This window comes from Enterococcus sp. AMC1086, assembly GCF_058216575.1.
Genome location: NZ_CM177100.1, coordinates 1,931,516 through 1,951,712, shown reverse-complemented (window position 1 = coordinate 1,951,712; position 20,197 = coordinate 1,931,516). Strand labels below are relative to the sequence as shown.

General features: G+C 35.1%; 19 protein-coding genes. 14 read left to right on the top strand and 5 right to left on the bottom strand.

The annotated features are described in order from the left end of the window. Positions 1 to 249: 249 nt before the first annotated feature. The 4 genes from AC4BC4_RS09220 (at position 250) to holA (ending at position 4,929) form a co-directional block, all read left to right on the top strand. Entirely contained in the window at positions 250 to 873 is a 624-nt protein-coding gene (locus AC4BC4_RS09220) for a helix-hairpin-helix domain-containing protein (RefSeq protein ID WP_490475479.1), read from the top strand. A gap of 160 nt (positions 874 to 1,033) precedes the next feature. Further along, a complete protein-coding gene (locus AC4BC4_RS09215; RefSeq protein WP_490475478.1) occupies positions 1,034 to 1,543 on the top strand; it encodes a ComE operon protein 2 in 510 nt (169 codons plus the stop codon). Continuing rightward, the gene (locus AC4BC4_RS09210; RefSeq protein WP_490475477.1) at positions 1,500 to 3,842 is read left to right on the top strand and encodes a DNA internalization-related competence protein ComEC/Rec2; all 2,343 of its coding nucleotides are present in this window, start codon (positions 1,500 to 1,502) and stop codon (positions 3,840 to 3,842) included. The genes AC4BC4_RS09215 and AC4BC4_RS09210 overlap by 44 nt, the downstream gene beginning before the upstream one ends. A gap of 55 nt (positions 3,843 to 3,897) precedes the next feature. Further along, a complete protein-coding gene (holA, locus tag AC4BC4_RS09205; protein ID WP_490475476.1) occupies positions 3,898 to 4,929 on the top strand; it encodes a DNA polymerase III subunit delta in 1,032 nt (343 codons plus the stop codon). 309 nt (positions 4,930 to 5,238) lie between these two features. Here holA and rpsT read toward each other — a convergent pair whose 3' ends face one another. Then, entirely contained in the window at positions 5,239 to 5,493 is a 255-nt protein-coding gene (gene rpsT / locus AC4BC4_RS09200; protein ID WP_438755786.1) for a 30S ribosomal protein S20, read from the bottom strand. A 245-nt stretch (positions 5,494 to 5,738) separates the two neighbouring features. Here rpsT and AC4BC4_RS09195 point away from each other — a divergent pair, with 245 nt between their 5' ends. From AC4BC4_RS09195 to AC4BC4_RS09185, 3 genes are all read left to right on the top strand, one after another. Beyond that, a complete protein-coding gene (locus tag AC4BC4_RS09195) occupies positions 5,739 to 6,752 on the top strand; it encodes an inorganic phosphate transporter (RefSeq protein ID WP_490475475.1) in 1,014 nt (337 codons plus the stop codon). Between the two features lie 12 nt (positions 6,753 to 6,764). Continuing rightward, positions 6,765 to 7,388, top strand: a complete 624-nt coding sequence (locus AC4BC4_RS09190; RefSeq protein ID WP_490475474.1) for a DUF47 domain-containing protein — start codon at positions 6,765 to 6,767, stop codon at positions 7,386 to 7,388. Between the two features lie 145 nt (positions 7,389 to 7,533). After that, entirely contained in the window at positions 7,534 to 8,172 is a 639-nt protein-coding gene (locus tag AC4BC4_RS09185; RefSeq protein ID WP_438755789.1) for an HD domain-containing protein, read from the top strand. A gap of 90 nt (positions 8,173 to 8,262) precedes the next feature. Here the strand turns inward: AC4BC4_RS09185 and AC4BC4_RS09180 are convergent, their stop codons facing one another. Further along, a complete protein-coding gene (locus AC4BC4_RS09180; RefSeq protein WP_490475473.1) occupies positions 8,263 to 10,176 on the bottom strand; it encodes a heavy metal translocating P-type ATPase in 1,914 nt (637 codons plus the stop codon). Positions 10,177 to 10,410: 234 nt separating this feature from the next. After that, positions 10,411 to 11,241, bottom strand: a complete 831-nt coding sequence (locus tag AC4BC4_RS09175; RefSeq protein WP_438755791.1) for an undecaprenyl-diphosphate phosphatase — start codon at positions 11,239 to 11,241, stop codon at positions 10,411 to 10,413. 179 nt (positions 11,242 to 11,420) lie between these two features. Here AC4BC4_RS09175 and AC4BC4_RS09170 point away from each other — a divergent pair, with 179 nt between their 5' ends. From AC4BC4_RS09170 to AC4BC4_RS09150, 5 genes are all read left to right on the top strand, one after another. Then, positions 11,421 to 11,912 carry a PTS sugar transporter subunit IIA gene (locus tag AC4BC4_RS09170; protein ID WP_438755792.1) on the top strand — a complete coding sequence of 164 codons (492 nt, stop codon included), beginning with the start codon at positions 11,421 to 11,423 and terminating at the stop codon, positions 11,910 to 11,912. A gap of 154 nt (positions 11,913 to 12,066) precedes the next feature. Next, positions 12,067 to 13,131: a DUF871 domain-containing protein gene (locus tag AC4BC4_RS09165; protein ID WP_490475472.1), complete on the top strand. Its 1,065-nt coding sequence runs from the start codon at positions 12,067 to 12,069 to the stop codon at positions 13,129 to 13,131. Position 13,132: 1 nt separating this feature from the next. Then, a complete protein-coding gene (gene murQ / locus AC4BC4_RS09160) occupies positions 13,133 to 14,020 on the top strand; it encodes an N-acetylmuramic acid 6-phosphate etherase (protein WP_438755794.1) in 888 nt (295 codons plus the stop codon). A 24-nt stretch (positions 14,021 to 14,044) separates the two neighbouring features. Next, on the top strand, positions 14,045 to 15,484 hold the full coding sequence (locus tag AC4BC4_RS09155; RefSeq protein ID WP_438755795.1) for a PTS transporter subunit EIIC: 1,440 nt from the start codon (positions 14,045 to 14,047) through the stop codon (positions 15,482 to 15,484). A 211-nt stretch (positions 15,485 to 15,695) separates the two neighbouring features. Beyond that, complete coding sequence (locus tag AC4BC4_RS09150; RefSeq protein ID WP_438755796.1) at positions 15,696 to 16,553, top strand: MurR/RpiR family transcriptional regulator; 858 nt, start codon at positions 15,696 to 15,698, stop codon at positions 16,551 to 16,553. 112 nt (positions 16,554 to 16,665) lie between these two features. On the opposite strand, the gene AC4BC4_RS09145 is transcribed toward AC4BC4_RS09150, so the two are convergent. Both AC4BC4_RS09145 and AC4BC4_RS09140 read right to left on the bottom strand, forming a co-directional pair. After that, complete coding sequence (locus AC4BC4_RS09145) at positions 16,666 to 17,364, bottom strand: histidine phosphatase family protein (RefSeq protein WP_438755797.1); 699 nt, start codon at positions 17,362 to 17,364, stop codon at positions 16,666 to 16,668. A gap of 48 nt (positions 17,365 to 17,412) precedes the next feature. Then, on the bottom strand, positions 17,413 to 18,039 hold the full coding sequence (locus tag AC4BC4_RS09140) for an MBL fold metallo-hydrolase (protein WP_438755798.1): 627 nt from the start codon (positions 18,037 to 18,039) through the stop codon (positions 17,413 to 17,415). 203 nt (positions 18,040 to 18,242) lie between these two features. Here AC4BC4_RS09140 and AC4BC4_RS09135 point away from each other — a divergent pair, with 203 nt between their 5' ends. Both AC4BC4_RS09135 and guaD read left to right on the top strand, forming a co-directional pair. Further along, positions 18,243 to 18,593, top strand: a complete 351-nt coding sequence (locus AC4BC4_RS09135) for a hypothetical protein (protein WP_490475471.1) — start codon at positions 18,243 to 18,245, stop codon at positions 18,591 to 18,593. Between the two features lie 227 nt (positions 18,594 to 18,820). Further along, on the top strand, positions 18,821 to 20,191 hold the full coding sequence (gene guaD, locus AC4BC4_RS09130) for a guanine deaminase (RefSeq protein ID WP_490475470.1): 1,371 nt from the start codon (positions 18,821 to 18,823) through the stop codon (positions 20,189 to 20,191). Positions 20,192 to 20,197: the final 6 nt, after the last annotated feature.

The window sequence follows — 20,197 nt, the reverse complement described above, 5'->3', positions numbered from 1 at the left end:
GGGACAGAAAGAGTTGTTTCTGCTACCGTTTATTCGGATTCCTTAAGTCTAGGCTATAACTCGTAGAGTTATGTCCTGGGCTTTTTTTATTTTAGTGTAAAAATCAAATGAACTTCATGTCGGGCAGATTCAGTGGGACAAACTACTAAAAGTTCTTAAAAACTATAATTTTTCGACGAATGAACTTTCATATTTTCTAACATGAAAAAATAAAAAGAATGCGTATCTTTATTTAGAAGGGGGAAAATCATGGATTATCGTATGTTGTTACAGAAATACAAGCAATATATCATCGGCTGCATTATTCTGCTGATAATTATTGGTAGTATTATACTCTTTACTTTTTTTAAAGCTGCACCTGATAAACTACCAGATGACGAGTTGATGATGAGCTCCGTCCATTCATCCCAGTCAAGTGAGATAGAATCGTCTTCTCAGCAAATATACGTAGATATAAAGGGAGCTGTGGAAAAACCAGGAATGTATGAAGGGACAACGAACATGCGTGTCTGGGACGCTGTGATGCTTGCTGGAGGTGTTAGTGATGTGGCAGATACAAAACAAGTCAATTTCTCTGAGCGAATTTCAGACCAAATGGTCATTTATGTACCAAAAATAGGTGAAGAAATTCAAATATCTGAGAAAAATAGTGAGTCACAAGAGAGTCAAAGTAAAGATACAAGTAAAATCAATCTAAATCAAGCTAGTGAGACCGAATTACAAACTTTACCTGGCGTTGGCCAAAAGAAAGCACAAGAAATCATTCATTACAGGGAAGAAAATGGCGGGTTTAAAACCATTGAAGATTTAAAGAATATTTCAGGTTTTGGTGAGAAGACATTTGAGAAATTAAAAGAGTTAATCACTTCTTAAAAAATTTTACTTAAGTGAAAAAAAGACAACTATTTTCAAAAAATTTTGTGCAGGTTCTTGACGGGACTTTTTCTATAATTTACTATTTGTATATCCTATTCATAATTTAAACTCAGCAAAAATAGATTTAACAATAACAAGTTAAAAAAAGGAGCAGAATATGACATTAGAACGAATTCCTTGGGATCAATACTTTATGGCACAAAGTGTCTTATTATCATTAAGAAGTACTTGTACACGTCTAGAAGTTGGTGCAACTGTAGTCAGAGACAAACGTATAATCGCTGGCGGTTACAATGGATCAGTTAGTGGCGATATTCATTGTATTGATGACGGTTGTTATATGGTTGATGGTCACTGTGTTCGAACGATCCATGCTGAAATGAATGCTATCTTGCAATGTGCTAAGTTTGGTATTCCGACAGATGAAGCTGAAATTTATGTAACTCATTTTCCTTGTTTACAATGCACAAAGATGATTTTACAAGCTGGAATCAAAAAGATCCATTATTTAAAAGACTACCGAAATGACGAATATGCTATGGCATTGATCAAACAAGTTGGTGCAACTGTAGATCAAGTAACACTATCGAAGAAATACTTTGCTGAATTACAATTAGGAGAAGATGAGACTGCTTCAGTGGAAGAAGCACCTCAAACAGATCAATAATTACTGGATCTTTCCAGTATTATTAACTATAGGAACAGTTTTTTTAATTTTAGAACCAAGCTTATTAACAGGTATGGTTTGGTTCTATCTTATCAGTCGAGTGCTTTACACACGAAATAAAATGATTATTGGCGTAAGTTTTTTGTGCATGTTCATTCTGACAATTTCTTGTTGGCAGACCTTAAACAGAGAAAAACAAGAAAAGTTTGTGGAATCAATTGAAATGACAGGTTATTTATCTGTATTACCGGATAAGATTAAAATCGATGGTGATCGTCTTCAATTGGAAGGTCATTTTTCTACGCGTAAAAAACAAAAACAAAAAATAATAGCCTTTTACAAAATTACATCAGAACAGGAAAAACAAAACTGGCAAGAAGAGAATCTACCTTTAAGAATGAAACTTGTCGGTGAATTTGAGACACCATTACCACAAACCAATCTCAATGGATTTGATTATCGAAAGTATTTGAAAGAAAATGGAATATATCAAACCTTATCGGTCAGTAATATTCATAAAATCGAAAGAGAAAGTCCAAAATGGTACGATGTTTTAGCTTTTTTTAGTAGTTTCAGAAAAAAAGCGATTGATTATTGTGACAATATATTTTTGAAAGAAACAGCTTTGCATCTTAAAACGTTGATTTTTGGGTTTAAATCCAATGAGTTTGCTAAAAAAGAAAGTGTATTAGCAAACTTAGGTATTCTTCATTTATTCAGTTTATCCGGAATGCATGTGACGTTTTTTGTTGGAAGTTTTAGGTATTTATTTTTAAGATGTGGTATCACAATAGAAAAATTATTTTGGTTGCAGCTGTTGTTTTCAATTGTTTATGCAGGATTAACTGGTTTTTCCATCAGTGTTGTTCGGGCATTACTGCAAAGTATGATTTCACTTAGTAATCGCGAATTTAAATGGCGTTTATCGGGGTTGGATTGTTGGAGTTTATCATTGATAGGTGGCTTAATTTTCCAACCTTACTTATTATTTTCTGCAGGTGGTCAATTAAGTTACGGTTTATCTTTTTTTATTTTGTATGTCCATCCTATTCTAGAAAGAATCAGCAATCAATATATCCGAATGTATTGTTTTTCTCTGTTATTGAATATTACGATGATTCCGTTGATTGGGCTAACATTTTTTGAATGGCAATTAACAAGTAGTCTTTTTACATTTTTATTATTGCCTATTTTTGAGCGAGCAATCTTACCTGTATTAACCATTAGTTTGTTAAGTTCATTTCTCTGCAAGATCCAACTATTGATAGATGGTTTAGAAATATATTTTGTGATTCAGCAATCAATTTTTGAGTGGTTCAGTCGTTATAGTACATTCACATTGATTACAGGAGTTTTTCCACCAGTTCTTTTTTTGTTCATGTGTATCTTACTTTTTTTATTACTTCATATGATGTACAAACGTTCAAAAAAAGCCTATTTGATAGGTGCAGGATTACTGTTGATGATGAACAATAAATATTTTTCTCCCAAAGGCACGATTGCTTTTATCGATGTTGGGCAAGGGGACAGTATTTTTATTCAAACACCATTTCATAAAGAGAATATTTTGATCGATACCGGTGGGAAGGTCGAGTTCGAAAAAGAAAAATGGGCTGTTAAGGCAAAACAATCGGCTAATGCAGACTACTCGGTGATTCCATATTTGAAAAGCAAAGGGGTAAAGTATCTTGATAAAGTTTTGATCAGTCATGGAGATATGGATCATTGCGGTGATTTGCTTGCGATCAATGAAAAGATACCGATTCGTTCATTGTACTTTCCTGTAGGAACAGAAAATAAACTCGCTTTTCAACAAATTCTAGAAAAGTTAAAATTGAAAGGGACAAAAATTTATCCAATCTTAGCTGGCGCATCGATTAGTCGTTCGATTTCTTTGAAAATACTGGCTCCAATCGTCTCAGGAGTTGGGGAAAATAAAGACTCGATGGTGGTTTATACAAAAGTTTCTGATCGACGCTTCTTATTTACAGGTGATTTGGAAAAAGAAGGCGAACAGCAATTAATAAGACACTTTCCAACACTGAAAGTAGATGTACTAAAAGTGGGTCATCACGGAAGTAAGACATCATCTGATCCTTTGTTTATCCGAAAAATTGGCCTCGAGGACGGAATTATTTCTTGTGGGCGTAATAATCGATTCAACCATCCTCATGCAGAAACCGTTGAGGTATTAAACCAAGAGCAGATAACTCAGTTCCAAACAGATAAAAACGGAATGATTTATTATGAATGGACACCATTTTCAAGAATGTCTCCAGCTAGAACAGTCATGGAATAAGACTAGCATTTCTTGAATTGCCATGATAGGATGGAAAAGAGAAATGAGGGAATTTATGAACTTACAAGAGGCATTAAAACAGGTGAGACAACAGCATTTTACTTCTGTTTATTTAATTCAAGGAACAGAAGAATATTTAAGTGAGTTATTTAAAACAGAATTAATGAATCAATTGATCAAAACAGAAGATGATCAATTTAATTATTCTTCATTTGATATGGAAGAAGTACCACTTTCTGTAGCAATGGAAGAAGCTGAAACGATTCCTTTTTTTGGTGATTATCGATTAGTTTTTATCGAAAATCCTTATTTTTTAACAGCAGAAAGAAAAACGAATGGATTGGATCATGATATCGATAGTTTAATAAACTATTTGGAGCAACCTTCACCGACGACTATTTTAGTATTTAGTGCAAATGTTGAAAAATTAGATGAACGAAAAAAAGTAACAAAAGCAATAAAAAAGAAAGCTGAAGTCATTGACGTTAATCCAATGGGAGAACGTGAAGTAAGGCAATATGTGGAACAGACGATTCAAAGTGAAGGGTATGAGATTCGCCCAGAAGCATTTGATTTATTGTTACAGCTGACAGATTTGAATTTATCGAAAGCGATGGGAGAACTACAAAAATTATTTTTGTATTCTTCTGACAAAAAGATAATCTCGTTAATCGGCGTCAAAGAACTTGTCCCAAAATCATTAGAACATAACGTATTTGATCTGACCAATGATGTTTTGTCTGGTAACGGGGAAAAAGCAATTCAGTTGTATGAAGACTTATTACTTCAAGGGGAAGAAACGATTAAATTAAATGCGATTTTGTTAAATCAAATTCGCTTATTCTTACAAACAAAAATCTTAGCAAAATTAGGTTATCAACAAGCGAATATTGCCGAAACGCTAAAAATTCATCCCTATCGTGTAAAACTAGCTTTGCAGCAAGTCCGTCGATTTGAGTTGGACCGTTTGGAAGCTATTTATGATGAACTAGTGGAGAATGATTTTAAAATGAAAACGGGTAAGATGGACAAAGAGCTGTTGTTTGAATTGTTTATTCTTAAACTATCTGGACAAGTGAACAGATAGTTTAAGAATATATATGATCGATTGCTATGATACACTCAAGAAATATAGCTGATGTCAAGAAGGTCTATAGCTGCTTTAAGCTGGGCAAAAAATTAAAATGGACATAGAATATGATTATCTAAATCGTTAGCGCCTTTTATTTAGTTGAAAGAAGAAAGTTTGTTGAATATAAGAGTTAGATCGATCGTAAAGATAGTGAGGTTCAACTAAAATAAATAGAAAGTATGGAATTAAACTTGAAGCGAATTTAATTCCATACTTTTTTACCATAAAAAAGAAGCTAACACGAGGTTAGCTTCTACAATATCATTATTTTGCTAATTGTTTGCTTAGACGTGATTTGTCACGGCCTGCTTTGTTTTTATGGATTAATCCTTTTGTTTCAGCCATATCAACAGCTTTAATAGCTTCAGTATATAACGCATCAACGTTGTCAGCACCAGCAGCTACAGCATCTTCAAATTTCTTGATAGCTGTACGCATTGCATTTTTTTGAGATGAATTTTGAGCATTCTTATTAGCGTTAGTACGTACACGTTTAATTGCAGATTCAATATTTGGCATTTCTTTCACCTCCGATAAATTAAGGTCTTACACAGGAAAATCCATATGTAATTCAACACTAATCATTATACCTAATCCAAACAGGCATTGCAATAAAAGATGACAAGTTTTTTTCCTTAACAGTAAAAAATATTGATTTCATCAATTGGAAATTAGTTTGAATTTAAGTGTGACAAGAAAAAACAGATACATTTTATAAAAAATATGTTATTATGACAGGGGAAAAATGAAATGGTGGTGTTACTATGAATATTGCTCTAATTACAACAATTACTCTTGTGATGGGCGTTATTTTTGTTAATGGTTGGACAGACGCACCAAATGCTATTGCAACCGCTGTCTCTACTCGTGTCTTAAAACCAAATGTTGCGATTTGGATGGCTGTTGTAATGAACTTCTTTGGTGCATTGGTAATGACATATTTTAATGCACAAGTTGCCGAAACAATCAGTAATATTGTTAGTTTTGATGCACAGGGAAATGCATCGCAGGTCGCTTTAGCAGCGTCTTTATTTTCGATTGTCGTGTGGTCTGTGGCGGCGTGGTATTTTGGCATTCCAACGAGTGAAAGTCATGCGCTGATTGCTGGTTTGACCGGTTCTGCAATGGCCTTAGGAGGTATTGGCGCAGTGAACGGTTCTGAATGGGCGAAAGTAATTATAGGTTTAATTGTCTCCACAGTTATGGGCTTTGGTGGCGGTTTTATTGTTACAAAGCTAATTGTAATCCTTTTCAAAGGAGTTGCGAGAAGAACAGCAAATAAAGTCTTCACTTATGGACAAGCGATCGGTGCAGCTGCAAATGCTTTTTTACATGGCGCTCAAGATGGTCAAAAATTCATGGGTGTATTTATGTTAGGCCTATATTATAATAATCTGGCGGAAAAGTCTGGTTCAGGATTTATTATCCCGATTTGGGTCATGGTTCTTTGTTCTGTTACAATGGGATTTGGGACATCAGTAGGTGGTATGAGAATCATCAAATCAGTTGGGATGGACATGGTAAGATTAGAACGCTATCAAGGATTTGCGGCCGATTTAAGTACAGCAGTTTGTTTATTTGCAGCGTCCCTTTTTGGTATTCCAGTTTCTACTACGCACACCAAAACGACTGCGATCATGGGTGTAGGGGCTTCAAAACGAGTATCTAGTGTGGATTGGCGGATTGTAAAAGAAATGCTGATTGCTTGGATCTTGACGTTTCCAGGTTGTGGGATCATTGCTTTTATTATGGCAAAATTATTTATAGCACTATTTTAAGGAGAGAGTAAAATGGCTAGAAAAAAACAATTTGATTACTTTAGTGAATTGGAACATTTAGCAAAAAATGCTCATCAAGCAGCAGAGCTTTTAGAGCTGATTGCACTCAATTATTCGCTTGAAACATTAGAAGATGAAGCAGAAAAAATTCATGTCTTAGAACGTGAGGGAGACCAAATTGTTCAAAAAATTATGAGTGAGTTATATATTTCATTTATCACGCCTATTGATCGAGAGGATATCGTTAAAATTACACAACGTTTAGATGATGTCCTTGATACCATAAATAGTATTGTTTATTTACTCAGTAGCCTAGTGGTAAAAGAGTTGAAGGATAATGCTATGATATTCATTACGTACGCTGTAGAAGCTACGGCCGGCGTATTAACAGCAACAAAAGAGTTTGCAAAGTTTAAAAATTCAAAAACGTTGCATACGATGATAAATGAAGTAAGTGAAATAGAGGGGAAAGCTGATAAATTATATAGTGATTCTCTCAAAGATTTATTTACGAATGAGCAAAATCCGATTGAAGTGATTCGCTGGAAAAATGTCTATGATCAACTAGAAGAATTATTAAATGCTAGTGAATCGGTTGTTGATGTAATCGGTGGTTTGGTCATAAAAAATAGTTAAGCGTGTAGAGATCGAAGCAGAAAGACTTGATCATTGTTAGAGGTGAAGAAGTTTCTTATATCCACTCATTATTTTATTCGTATTTCAAATTTTAAACGAAAAAGGAATTTACTGTTGTTCTTGTATACTCAGTCGGAGGGATTAGATGGATAATCAAAAAATTCTAGCAATAAAACAATTTGCACAGTCGAAAATGAAAAAAGATCAATCAGGTCATGGCATGGATCATATAAATAGGGTGGTCCGCTTAGCGGAAAAAATTTCAGCTACTGAAACGTGCGATCGTTTTATTATTACAGCAGCAGCTTATCTTCACGATACTGTCGATGATAAATTGGTTTCTGATTCTGAGCTAGCGTTTCAAGAACTAACTGAATTTTTAAAAGAAATTCAACTTTCAACTATCCAAATCCAGCAAATCACACATATAATCAAGAATCTTTCTTTTAGTCAAGCACTTAATGGGAACTCAGAAAAACTTACAATCGAAGGTCAAATTGTGCAAGATGCGGATCGTTTAGACGCTATGGGGGCTATTGGTATTACACGAACAATTTATTATGGTGCATCTAAAGGAAATCAACTCTATGATCCTAAAATCAAACCTAGAACACTTGGCTCAAAAGCTGAGTATAGAGAAGAAAGTACGATTATCAATCATTTTTATGAAAAAATTCTTTTGCTTAATGAGACGCTCAATACGGATTATGCTAAAGTTTTAGGTAAAAAAAGACATGAGTTTTTAGAGTCTTTTTTGACAGAGTTTTTTGAGGAATGGGATTAAGAAAAAGAGATTGTTTCTGCTCCACCGTTTATTTGGATTACTTAAGGCTAGAATGTAACTCGTAGAGTTATATTCTAGTCTCTTTTTTGATTAAACTAATTCTGTTTTTTGTGTATGAAATGGTTGAAGAGATTTTTTTTCAATGGGAATTGTTTTTAACATTCTTAATCCATTTAAAATGACAAGGATCGTACTTCCTTCGTGTCCTACAACGCCAAGAGGCAAATTAATAATTTGAAAAAAATTGGAGAGAATAAGTATTGCAATGACTCCAGCAGAAAAAGCAATGTTTTGAGTAACGATTCGTTTTAATTTTTTTGAAAGCAAGTGACTCATTTGTAATTTTTTTAAGTCATTTTTCATTAAGACCATATCTGCTACATCCATTGCTATATCGGTGCCTTGGCCCATAGCAACACCAATAGCTGCATTCGCTAAGGCTGGCGCATCATTAATACCATCTCCGACCATCGCATTGATTCCGTACATCGCTTTTTGTTTTTTGACCAAAATTGTTTTGTCTTCAGGCAAACAATCTGCATAAATATCATCCACTTCAAGCTCAGCTGCTACAGCCGTAGCTGTTTTCTCGTGATCTCCAGTAATCATTGTGGTATGAATACCCGATTGTTTAAAATAAGTGATTACTTCCTTAGCTTCAGGTTTTGGAACATCTAATAATCCAAAGTAAGCGACGATCTCTTGATCCTGAAATAGATAAATGACCGTTTTTCCAGCATTTTGTAGTTGCTCGATTTCAATTTCTAATTCTTTACTTATCGTTGTATATTCATTGAATGCACTTTTTCCGACACGCCAAGTTGTTGCACCAATCGTTGTTTCCATTCCAAAACCAATAATATTTTTCACTTCGATTTGGTCATAGACAGCAGTATTTTCATTTTCAAATCGAGTAATTATTGCTTGAGCTAAGGGGTGGGTGGATTGTCTTTCCATTGCTAACAATATATTTAGGCTTTCTTGCTTATTTTTTAAAAATATAGCATCTGTGACTACAGGAACACCAAGAGTCAGAGTTCCCGTTTTATCAAAAGCTATTGCTTTTAATGAAGCTAAGTTTTCTAAATAAGCGCCACCTTTGAATAGTACGCCATTTCTTGCACCATTAGAAATGGCAGCTAGTGTTGCTGGCGTGGCTGATGCAACCAGAGCACAAGGTGAGGCAACAACTAATAATACTATCCCTCTATAAAAGCTTTCATTCCATGACCAGCCTAAAAATACATACGGAATGATGATCATCATAGGAATTGCAACTAAGACGATTTTTACATAGGTATTTTCCAGTTTTTCAATAAAACTAGCTGTTTGTGATGGTGTATTTTGCGCTTCTTCTACTAAACGTATAATTTTAGCAAATAATGTATCTTCACTATTTTTGTTGACTGTCATCGTGATCGCTTCGCCTAAATTAATTGTTCCGCCAAATAATTCATCGTTGATTCCCTTTTCAACGGGAACAGATTCCCCTGTGATAGCTGCCTCATCAATAGTTGAGGACCCTTTGATCAAAATACCATCGATTGGAATACGTGCACCTTTTGGTACAAGCAAACGATCACCTATTTGTAATTGAGTAACAGTGACGTCTGTTGTTTTGCCTTGATCGTCAAGTAAAAGAGCTGTTTCAGGCTGCATATTCATCAAACTGGCGATTTCTTTTTTACTTTTGTTAGTTGTGTATTCTTCCAGTGCACTACTAAGACAGAAAATGAAGGTCAACATTGCGCCTTCAAACCAATTTCCAATGATACAAGCTCCGATTGCTGCCAAGGCCATTAGTAAATCGACATTTAGATGCTTATTTTCAAACGTATCTAGTATGCCTTCCTTTGTTTGTTTGAAGCCACCAAAAAAGACAGCGAGAATAAAACTGATTGGGTAAAATACTGTTCCTGATTTTTCTAAGATAAAGCCGATGATCATAAAAATTAAACATAAAATAGTGGATAATAATGCTTTTTTTTCTTCTGAAAGTTTCATGGTTATCACTCCTCATAACGAGAATAGCATAAAATAAATATAATTGATAATGAATTATTCTAAATGAGAACGATAGTGATTATCAATTAGTTAAATCCTTTATTTTAAAGGGGATTTGATTATATTTTTTGAATACTTATTCTAATTAAGAGTGATAATCATTATCACTGGTTTAAGTTGATTTACTCATTTTTCTATAAAAAAAAGAACCGATTCAATCGGTTCTGATATGAATTATGAAAATAGCCAATAACTGATAAGTAAAACACCTAATATTATACGATACCAACCAAAAACAGTGAAATCGTTTCGTTTTAGATAGTTCAATAAGAACTTGATGACGATTATAGAGACAACAAACGCCACAATAGAACCAGTCAATAAAATAACTATTTCACTAAATCCAAATGAATTTCCTTTCATAACAAACTTCACTATCTTTAGAAAACTTGCTCCAAACATGACAGGAATACCAAGGAAAAATGAAAATTCTGTTGCTACAAATCGCGATGCGCCGATAATAATAGCGCCAAGAATCGTTGCTCCTGAGCGAGAGGTACCTGGAATCAAGGATAGGACTTGAAAGAATCCTACAATTGCTGCAGCTTTATACGTAAAGTCTCTCAAATCTGTGCATTTTGGGTTGCGATCTCTATTTCTTTTTTCAATCACTACAAATGCAATTCCATAGACGATCAGCATCAAAGCAACGGTAAAGAAATTATGAAATTTTGCTTCTAGCCAGTCATCTAATGGGATTCCTATTATTGCAGCCGGAGCACACGCAACAACAACTTTTGACCATAGAATCCAAGTATCTTTTTTCTCAACTTCATTTTTTTGTGGTGAGAAAGGGTTTAACTTATGGAAATAAAGAACGACGACAGCCATGATCGCACCAAGTTGGATCACGACATTAAACATTTCCATAAAATCTTTGCTGAGGTTCATTTTAATAAATTCATCGACTAAAATTAAATGACCAGTACTACTAATTGGAAGCCACTCTGTTACTCCCTCGATAATACCTAAAATAATTGCTTTCCATAAATTTGATAAAAGCATAGCTTCAATCCTTTCCAGCATAAAATAATAAATCAATAATAGTATACCTTTTACAGTCAGAAAAACCAACTAACTTTTGATAAGTGTAAGAAAAATTTAGATTCAAGCATATTGAGTGTTGTAATTATCCGTGGAATTTCCTATACTGTTACTATTCATGAAAATTGGAGGGAAAAGAAATGTTCGGATTTTTAAAAAAGAAAGAACCAGTTCAATTAAACGAAACAATGTATGCAGTAGCAACAGGAAATTTGATTCCAATCAGTGAGGTCAATGATCCTGTCTTTTCACAAAAAATGATGGGTGATGGTTTTGCTGTTATTCCAGAATCAGGCGAGATTTATTCACCAATTGATGGTGTTGTATTAAGTGTTTTTCAAACAAAGCATGCTGTTGGGATGAAGATGGCAAATGGACTTGAAATTTTACTTCATATGGGAATCGATACTGTTGAACTTAATGGAGCCCCTTTTGAGGTAAAAGTAAGTGAAGGTTCTAAAGTATCTCAAGGAACGTTGATTGCGACGGTTGATTTAGAGGCTATTAAAAATGCCGGAAAAGCAATCGATATGGTTGTTGTGATCACGAATATGGATGCAGTAAAAAGCTTTGATCTTAGCCGTACTGGACAAGTTAAAGCAGGAGATGAAGTTGGTACTGCTAAAGCATAATTAAGTTGAAAAGAGTAGAAAACATTAAATTGTTTTCTCTTTTTTTTGCTCCTTTATGAAAAAAAATTTCATTTTAAAAATAAAAATGATGTTTAAGTTGAAATAATATTTCAAATGATCTATAATGAAAGCGGATTAGGAAGGAGCGACTAAAATGTATGGCATTTCGATTTTTTTGAGTGAAGAGATGACAGATGAAACACGCACATATATTGAAAAAATGAGCGAAATTGGTTTTAAAGGAATTTTTACTTCTCTACATATCCCAGAAGATGATGCTGCGTTATATGCTCAAAGATTAAAAGAACTTGGTCAGATTGCACAAAATACCGATATGAAACTGATGGTTGATATCTCAGGTGAAGCAATAAATCGAGCGGGATTTTCTTTTGAACGACTGGATGAAATTTTATCTATAGGAGTTACTGGTTTACGTATGGATTATGCTATTTCAAACCAAGAGATTGCGAAGGCTTCTCAATATTTAACAATTGGATTGAATGCTAGCACAATCACTGTAGAAGATGTGAAAGAATTGCAATCCTTCAACGCCGATTTCACAAATTTTGAAGCTTGGCACAATTATTATCCGAGACCCGAAACTGGGTTATCTAGTCAATTTTTCCGAGAAAAAAATCGTTGGCTAAAACAATCAGGTTTTCAGGTATTTGCGTTCGTTCCAGGAAATCAGCAGTTAAGAGGACCATTATATGAAGGTCTGCCAACACTAGAAAAGCATCGATATGACAATCCGTTTTCAGCAGCTTTGGATTTGAATGAAAATTATGAAGTGGATGGTGTTTATCTGGGTGATCCTGAAATTACCAAGCGCACAATGCATCAATTTGAAGCCTATAGTTGTGATCAAATTCTGTCACTTGAAGTAGCTGATATCGGCAGTAGCTATTACTCACATATTCTAGGGGTCCACAAAAATCGTCAAGATGAAGCACGTGATGTAATTCGTAGTGCAGATGCGCGATTTAAAGAGATACCGACAGTTGATCCGGAAATAGTATTAGAACGAAATCAGGGCAGTGTGACTATTGATAATCTTCACTACGGAAGATATATGGGCGAAATACAAGTAACAAAAAAAGATTTACCGGCGAATAAAAAAATTAATATTGCAGCAAAAATTGTATCAGAAGACTGCTCATTGCTTCATTTAATAAACGCAGGTAGAGTCTTCAATTTAATAGAGAAGGGAACTTTGTAAAATGAACTTAGAAAACTTAACTACAGAACGTAGAAATCAGGAAACTATGAACTTGGATAAACTAACGATAAAAGAAGCCTTAGATAAAATGAATCAAGAAGACCAGAAAGTCGCTTTGGCAGTAAAAGAAGCACTTCCTCAAATCGAACCAGTGATAGAATCGATCATCGCAGCCTTTAATAACGGTGGCCGTCTGATATATATGGGTGCTGGAACGAGTGGACGTTTAGGTGTACTTGATGCAGCAGAGTGTGTACCAACATTTGGCGTAGATGCATCTATGGTTCAAGGCCTGATTGCTGGTGGCCAAAAAGCTATGACTGTAGCGGTTGAAGGCGCAGAAGACTCTAGAGAGTTAGGACAACAAGACTTAGTAGATCTTGCGTTGACAGACAAAGATGTTGTGATTGGGATCGCAGCTAGTGGTCGGACACCGTATGTAATTGGAGCTTTGATATATGCAGATTCAATTGGTGCTGCTACAGCGTCGATATCTTGTAATAAAGAGGCTGAAATCAGTCAATACGCTCAAATGCCAATCGAAGTCGATGCAGGACCAGAATTTTTAACAGGATCTACTCGATTAAAATCAGGTACAGCACAAAAATTGATCTTAAATATGTTGTCGACGATTTCAATGATTGGAATCGGCAAGGTATACAACAATTTAATGGTCGATGTAAAACCTACAAACGAAAAATTAGTTGAACGATCAAAACGAATTATCATGGAAGCGACGAATTGTGACTATGAAACGGCCGCAGATTATTTTGTAAAGGCAGATGAAAATGTAAAACTTGCTATTGTCATGTTGCTAACAAATTCTTCAAAAGAAGAAGCAGTAGAAAAATTAAATCAAGGCAATAATTTTATAAAGAATACAATTTAAAAAAAGTTTAAAGGAGAAAAGACTATGGCAGAAGATAAAATCAAACGTATAGCGAGGGAAATCTATGATGAAGTAGGTGGCCAAGGGAATGTTTTGAAACTTAGACATTGTATGACTCGTGTTCGTATGGATATTCGTGATTATGATGAAGTTAATTTAGAAGGATTGAAAAATATTGATGGCGTAATGGGTGTTGTAGAAGATGATACGCTACAAGTTGTAATCGGTCCTGGAACAGTCAATAAAGTAGCACAAGAAATGGTCGATATGGCTGGTGTAAAACTGGGAGAATCCTTTGCAAGTTCTAATGAGCAAGATTCAACTGGAAAAGAATTAGTTGAAGAAAAAGCAGCACAAATGAAAGCGGCACAAAAAGAAAAAAACAAAAGTAATTCTAAGTTTAAAGTAGTTTTGAAGTCTATTTCCAATATTTTTGTTCCACTGATTCCAGCATTTGTTGGAGCGGGTATTATTGGTGGGATCGCGGCAGTTATGTCCAATCTTTTAGTCGCTGGAACAATTGGTGATTCTTGGCAACAATATATTGATGTTTTAAATATTATCAAAAATGGGATCTTTGCTTACTTAGCATTATATACGGGGATCAATAGTGCCAGCGAATTTGGTGCAACTCCAGCACTTGGTGGTGTAATTGGAGCAGTGACAATGCTGACAGGAATGAATCCTGAGACACCTCTACCAAATATTTTGACTGGCGATAATTTATCAGCAGGGCAAGGGGGAATTATCGGAGTTATCTTTGCAGTTTGGCTACTTTCTTTAATCGAAAAACGACTACACAAAGTTATTCCTGATTCAATTGATATCATTATTACTCCAACAGTCTCATTGCTTGTGATCGGATTGATTACAATATTCCTCATAATGCCTGTCGCGGGATTAATTTCAAATAGTCTAGTAGGGGTAATCAATGTTGTATTAGAAAAAGGTGGTATTCTAGCCGGTTTTACTCTAGGTGCTACATTCTTACCAATGGTAATGTTTGGATTGCATCAAATATTGACACCTATTCACATCGAAATGATAAACCAAACGGGAATGACTTTATTGTTACCAATCCTAGCAATGGCCGGTGGTGGTCAAGTTGGTGCGGCATTGGCTTTATGGATTCGTTGTAAAGATGACAAAAAACTTGTCGAAATGATCAAAGGTGCGTTGCCAGTAGGAATTTTAGGTATTGGAGAACCGTTGATTTACGGCGTGACATTGCCTCTGGGACGTCCGTTTATTACAGCTTGTATTGGTGGCGGTATTGGTGGAGCTGTGATTGGTGCTTTTGGGAATGTAGGCTCGATTGCAATTGGTCCAAGTGGTGCAGCTTTAATCCCATTAATCGCAAATAACCAATGGTTGGTTTATATTTTAGGATTACTGGCAGCATACGCAGGTGGTTTTATTGCAACATTTTTCTTTGGTATTCCAAAAGACCTACAAGAAAAATAAGTCTAAATAATTGTTAGTTAAAGAACAACTGGTTTCTTAGCATAAGGCATTTGAATGCTGAGCTAGATAAATCAGTTGTTTTTTTATTAACTATTTCTAATTTAATAGACGGATTTCCTTTCTGTTTTTTTTTAGCTATAATAAAGAAGTAAACTGCTGAAATAGATATTAAAATAAAATTGATTTCGGTAAGAAAAAGGATGTGTAGGAAATGCAGCAAAATATAATTTTAACAATTCAAGATCATCAAAAACATTTGCCTGGTTCTGAGCAAAAAGTAGCAGAATATATTTTAAAAAATACGAGCGAAGTCATTAATTTAAGTGCCCAGGAATTAGCTAAAAAGTCTGGGTCTAGCCCGGCAGCAATCATTCGTTTTTGCCGATCGATTGAGGTCAGTGGTTTTACTGATCTAAAATTATTGCTTTCAGCGAACCTTGGATCTGTGCATACTCAAATGTCTACCGAAGTCGAAAATGGTGAGACTACGAATGCGATTAAAGAGAAGCTTCAGCACCGCTTGATTCATATTTTAGAACGTACCAATGAACATTTGGAAAGTGAAGCAATTGATCAGGCAGTTGTGGATTTGCAATGTGCTGAAATTATTTTTGTTTATGGTCTTGGGGCATCGTCATTAGTTGCTCAAGATATTTATCAAAAATTTACCCGTTTAGGATTGAATGTGTTTTTTACGATGGATCATCATTTGTTTGCTTCTGCGCTTGGTACAAACGGGTTGAAAGGGATTTTTATAGGCGTTTCAAATTCAGGGAAAAATCAGGAAACAAATGCATTGGCCGATCTGGCTATTGAAAAAGGGCTGATGGTGATTGGATTGACTGCTGATTCTGATTCATTATTGGCGAAGAAAAGTTCTATTTTACTATTGACACCAGCAGGAGGAGAAGCCCCATTGCGAAGTGCAGCAACTGTTTCATTAACAGCACAACTCTATGTAGTTGACGTCTTGTTCTTTGCTTATGCTGCTAAGAATTATCAGGAAACATTAGAAAAAATCCAATATTCTAAGCAAGCTGTTGAGATTGTAAAAAAAGACTTGAATTAAAAAAATGTAAAAGTAAGAGAGGGTAATTTTTGTACCCACCTCTTACTTTTTAAATATCGTGAAACAAAGCTGAAGGTCACTAATGTTTCACAATGTACTTATTCTGGATTGATTAATTATATGAGGCACTACGTCCATTTTCAATATAGTGGGTATCATTGACGGAATCAATCGTAAATTTTCCATTTTCATAGATAAGTTTAGTCACACTGCCATTTTCAAGACCAATCTGCATAGGTAAGCTATCATCGATCAAGGACATTAAAAATGAAATCGTCAATCCATGGGAAACGATCAAAACATTGCCACCACCATTTTTTTCTCGATAATAGGCAATATCTTCAAAACCACTCCAAACGCGTTCACGAATTTTTTCATAAGGTTCAGCCCAGTTAGCTGTGTCTGCAGCAACGATGGCTTCAGCCAACTCTTTATAACTGATCCGATTAGTCATCATATCTTCATAATTGTTAAACGCTAGAATTCTAGGAACGACGCCCCAAAGTTCTCCATCATAACCGCCATCTAAAGAACCGAAGCACCATTCACGAATACGGCTATCTGTGCCATAAGGAATAGCTTCGCCTTTAAGATGTTCTTGTAAAATAATGCGTGCGGTCTGCATTGCACGACCGCTATCACTGGAATAGGCTTCTTTGAAATCAATCTCTTTTAAACCAAGCCCCAAATAGTGAATGACTTGTTCCCCATCTTTCGTCAAGGGGGTATCAGACCAGCCCTGAGTTCTGCCTATTGTGTTGAACATCGTTTTGCCATGTCGAACAATGTACAGCGTTGTTGGTTCATTCATACTTTATTTCCTCCCTTATTAGATAAATAACAATAGTATACGTTGTTTTTAGTTAAAAAAAGGATTTGTTTTCTTCTCATGTTCGATCGTAGTTGCATCGCCATGTCCAGAGTAAGCTGGAAATTCATCTGGTAATGTGAAAAGATAGGTATTGATACTGTGAATAAGTTGTTGCATGTCACCCGTGTGTAAGTCAGTTCTACCGATGCTTCCTTTAAATAAGGCATCACCTGTAACAACAAAGTCATCAAACACAAAACTCACACTGCCAATCGAATGTCCAGGTGTCGGTACAACAGAAAAAGTCATTCCACCCAACTCATAATCGGTCAATTCAAATTCTACTTCAGCAGGCTGAACGATAATATCTGCAATATCGTCATGACGGCCTAGTCCAGATAAATTAAGGATAGGGTTTGACAACCATTCTTGTTCCAGCGGACTGACATAAACAGGGATAGTATATTGGTGACGGAGCTCTTCGACTGCACCGATATGATCATAATGTGTGTGTGTTAATAAAATAGCAATTGGTTTTTTCCCTGTCTTTTCAATAAATGTGGCTATTTTGTCTGCTTCAGCACCTGGATCAATAATCAATAAATTTTCTTCATTATAAATTAAATAGCAATTTTCTTGAATAACACCAGTTTGAATACGTTCGATTTTCAGCATAATTAGTTGCCTCCTAGTAGTATGATTCATTACTAAGTATAACTCAATTCTACTTAGAATCAAAAGGCAGTGCAGTAATTTTAAGTATAAAATCAAAATTTAGCTGGATGGTTGAACGCAATGATATTTTACTTTTATTTTGCTATCCAGCATAATAGAGAGAGTTTTCTAAAAGAGAATGCAAGGTAAGGAGTTGATCGGAAATGAAAAAAATAAATCAATTTTTAGAACAAATTCCAGCGTTGTTAGCTAGTAAAATATCTATTTTCATTTACCTGTTTCTTTTTTTCTATTTAGTTGTTTTTGCTGTTTTAACAATGTGGGTCCCTCTATTAAAAAATGTACAACCATCCGCTAATGTACAGTTGATTCTGGGAAATTATACGAATGTTTTGAGTGCTTTAGGTGCTTCTTTGGCAGCAGGTAGCGGCACACTTATTCATCACAGCTTGTCAACGCTACATAAAAAACACGATAAAATGCATGATGAACTGCAAAAAACAATCGCTGAACTTCATGATAAGATCGACCGTTTAGAAAGAGAAAAGCAATAGCTTGAATGGTGAATCAAATTATTTAAAAGAAGATAAAATGTTTTATCCGATTATAAAGAGAACGCAAAACGATATTTTAGTTTTGTGTCTTTTTTTGCTAAATTCGATTAAAGTTCGTGTTTTGAACGATTCGAGAAAGTTTTTACAGATGTTTGACAGAAAAATATAGAATAAAAACGAATTATTTTATATAATGTTTTTGTATTGTTATGAAAGGGGTTTTCATTTTGTATAAGTTTGTCGTAAAAGGAACAGCATTTTCAAGTAGTGATTCAAAGAACGTGGCAGTTCTAGAGGATTCTCTGTTTTGTATCTCAGAATCAGGTAGGATCAGTGCTATTATTTCGCCAAAAGAAAAAGAATATGAATTCATTATTCAAGAGTATTCCCAAAAAAATAAACTTCAAGAATTAGCTCAGGGTCAATATATTCTTCCAGGTTTTATTGATCTTCACATCCACGCACCTCAATGGGCGCAAGCTGGAACAGCACTTGATCTGCCTTTATATGAATGGCTCAATACGTATACTTTTCCACTGGAAGCAAAATTTTGTGACCTACAATTTGCGGAAAAAGTTTATTCAGACTTAGTTTCACAATTAATAAAAAATGGAACAACAACAGCTTTGTATTTTGCAACAGTTCATCGGAAGTCTAGTCTACGATTAGCAGAAATATGCAGCGAAAAAGGGCAGAGAGGTTTAGTTGGTAAAGTTGTAATGGACGATCACGAACAAAACCCTAACTATTATCGAGATGCTACAACTGATATAGCGCTGAATGAAACTGAATTATTTATTCAGGAAGTATTAGAATTGAATCAAAAAACACCTCAAGGGGTCTATCCAGTTGTAACACCTCGTTTTATTCCAAGTTGTACGGACGATTCTTTAAAAGGCTTAGGCACTTTAGCAGCTAAGTATGATATTCATATCCAATCTCATTGCAGTGAAAGCGATTGGGCTCACTCTTTTGTTCAAAATAGGTTTGGTAAAAACGATGCCTTTGCCTTAAATGATTTTGGACTACTTACAGAAAAATCAATAATGGCGCATTGCGGATTTTTATCAGATGAAGATATGACGTTATTTGCCGAAAAAGGAACGGCAGTTGCACATTGTCCGATTTCTAACGCATATTTTGGTAACGCTGTAACGCCGATTGCAAAACTATTAAACGAATATCAAGTAGAAATAGGGTTAGGAAGTGATATTTCTGGTGGTTTCTCACCTAGTTTGTTCGATAATATCAGGCAAGCTGTTATATCATCTCGGATGTTGGAAGATGGCGTTGACAAAGATTGCTGTAGTGGGAAAAGAGGTGTTTCGGGGTCGAGTATCACCTTAAACGAAGCGTTTTATCTAGCAACTGCAGGTGGTGGAGAGTCTTTGAGTTTACCGATTGGGAAATTAGCTGTTGACTACGCATGGGATGTTCAAATTATTGATAGTAAAGAGTTACCGATTTTTTCTGAGAACGAACCATTGATGGAAATTTTTCAAAAATTGCTTTATTTATCACGTCCTGAAATGATCACTGAAGTATGGATCCAAGGAAGAAAAGTTCACGATAAAACTATGAATTTGCAGGGAGTGTAAGCACAA